Genomic DNA, 1,065 nt, shown 5'->3' on the forward strand with positions numbered 1-1,065 from the left:
TTTGCTTGCATCCTGCATGTGGTTTACGGGCTTATCGCTTGGCGCCGCGCGGTTTTCACCTGTGCTACGTAAGCCGAAAATTAAACAATCCATTGATTTTATGGTGGGCGTGATTATGTGGTTATTGGCTGGGCAATTAGGTGTTCAGTTGCTGGCGTCGTAGTGTTGATGAAGTAATGATTCGCAAAGTGACAGATAATGAAGAAAAGGAAAGCGTTGATGAATAAAACCATGCAAGAACCCCTAAATTTGGTGGATGAGTTTATTAAAACGATTACTGTTTTTATTAAACGGATTGCTGTTTATCAATATTCATCATGTTAATTATTAACTCTCACGTAATTCATGCGCGTAAGTGCATGTGTGTATATGCGAGCACGCTTGTTGTATTTTTGTTTTTAAGTGATGTTCATTCATAAATATTTTTGGATTAATAGAGTTGATATGCATGCATATCACTTTGTGAATAAAAGATAATTATCTTATTTAATAATGAAAAATTAAGCGGGTGTTCAAAGTTTGTGCATTTTGTCGCCGCAGTGCCAATGTAATCGTGTTACATCATACAGACTCGTGCGCTGAATGATATTGGCGATGAAATCGTTTTCTTTCCGACTAATAACACATACCAAGGATGCTGTATGAAACGTTCGTTACTCACTTCTGCCTTGCTGGCAACCTCCTTATTTTCTGCGGCTACGTTGGCCGCGGAGCCACCGATTCGTTTGGTGATCCACGGTGGTGCCGGCACCATTGCTAAATCAACAATTACGCCGCAGCAAGAAGCTGAATATAAGGCTAAGTTGGATGAAGCTCTGCAGGCTGGTTATAAAGTGTTGGAAAGCGGTGGTACAAGTTTGGATGCGGTACAGCGCGCCATTAACGTGATGGAAGACTCACCGCTGTTTAATGCCGGTAAAGGTGCAGTGTTTACCCATGATGGTCGCAACGAGTTGGACGCCTCAATCATGGATGGTAAGACATTGGCCGCGGGGGCAGTGGCTGGCGTGACCACCATTAAAAACCCGATTAATGCGGCATATACCGTAATGACCCGCAGCCCAC

2 protein-coding genes are annotated in these 1,065 nt (G+C 43.0%); both read left to right on the plus strand.

Annotation, left to right across the window (positions count from 1 at the left end; genetic code table 11):
- Positions 1–16 precede the first annotated feature (16 nt).
- Positions 17–163, plus strand: coding sequence for a hypothetical protein (locus ACRC27_RS09380; protein ID WP_438639757.1), 147 nt, complete (start codon positions 17–19; stop codon positions 161–163).
- 478 nt (positions 164–641) lie between these two features.
- Positions 642–1,065: isoaspartyl peptidase/L-asparaginase (locus ACRC27_RS09385; RefSeq protein ID WP_438639756.1), on the plus strand; the 424-nt coding region annotated here is incomplete at its 3' end.

The organism is Plesiomonas sp., assembly GCF_051650925.1.
Taxonomy (GTDB): Bacteria; Pseudomonadota; Gammaproteobacteria; order Enterobacterales; family CAMTGL01; genus Plesiomonas.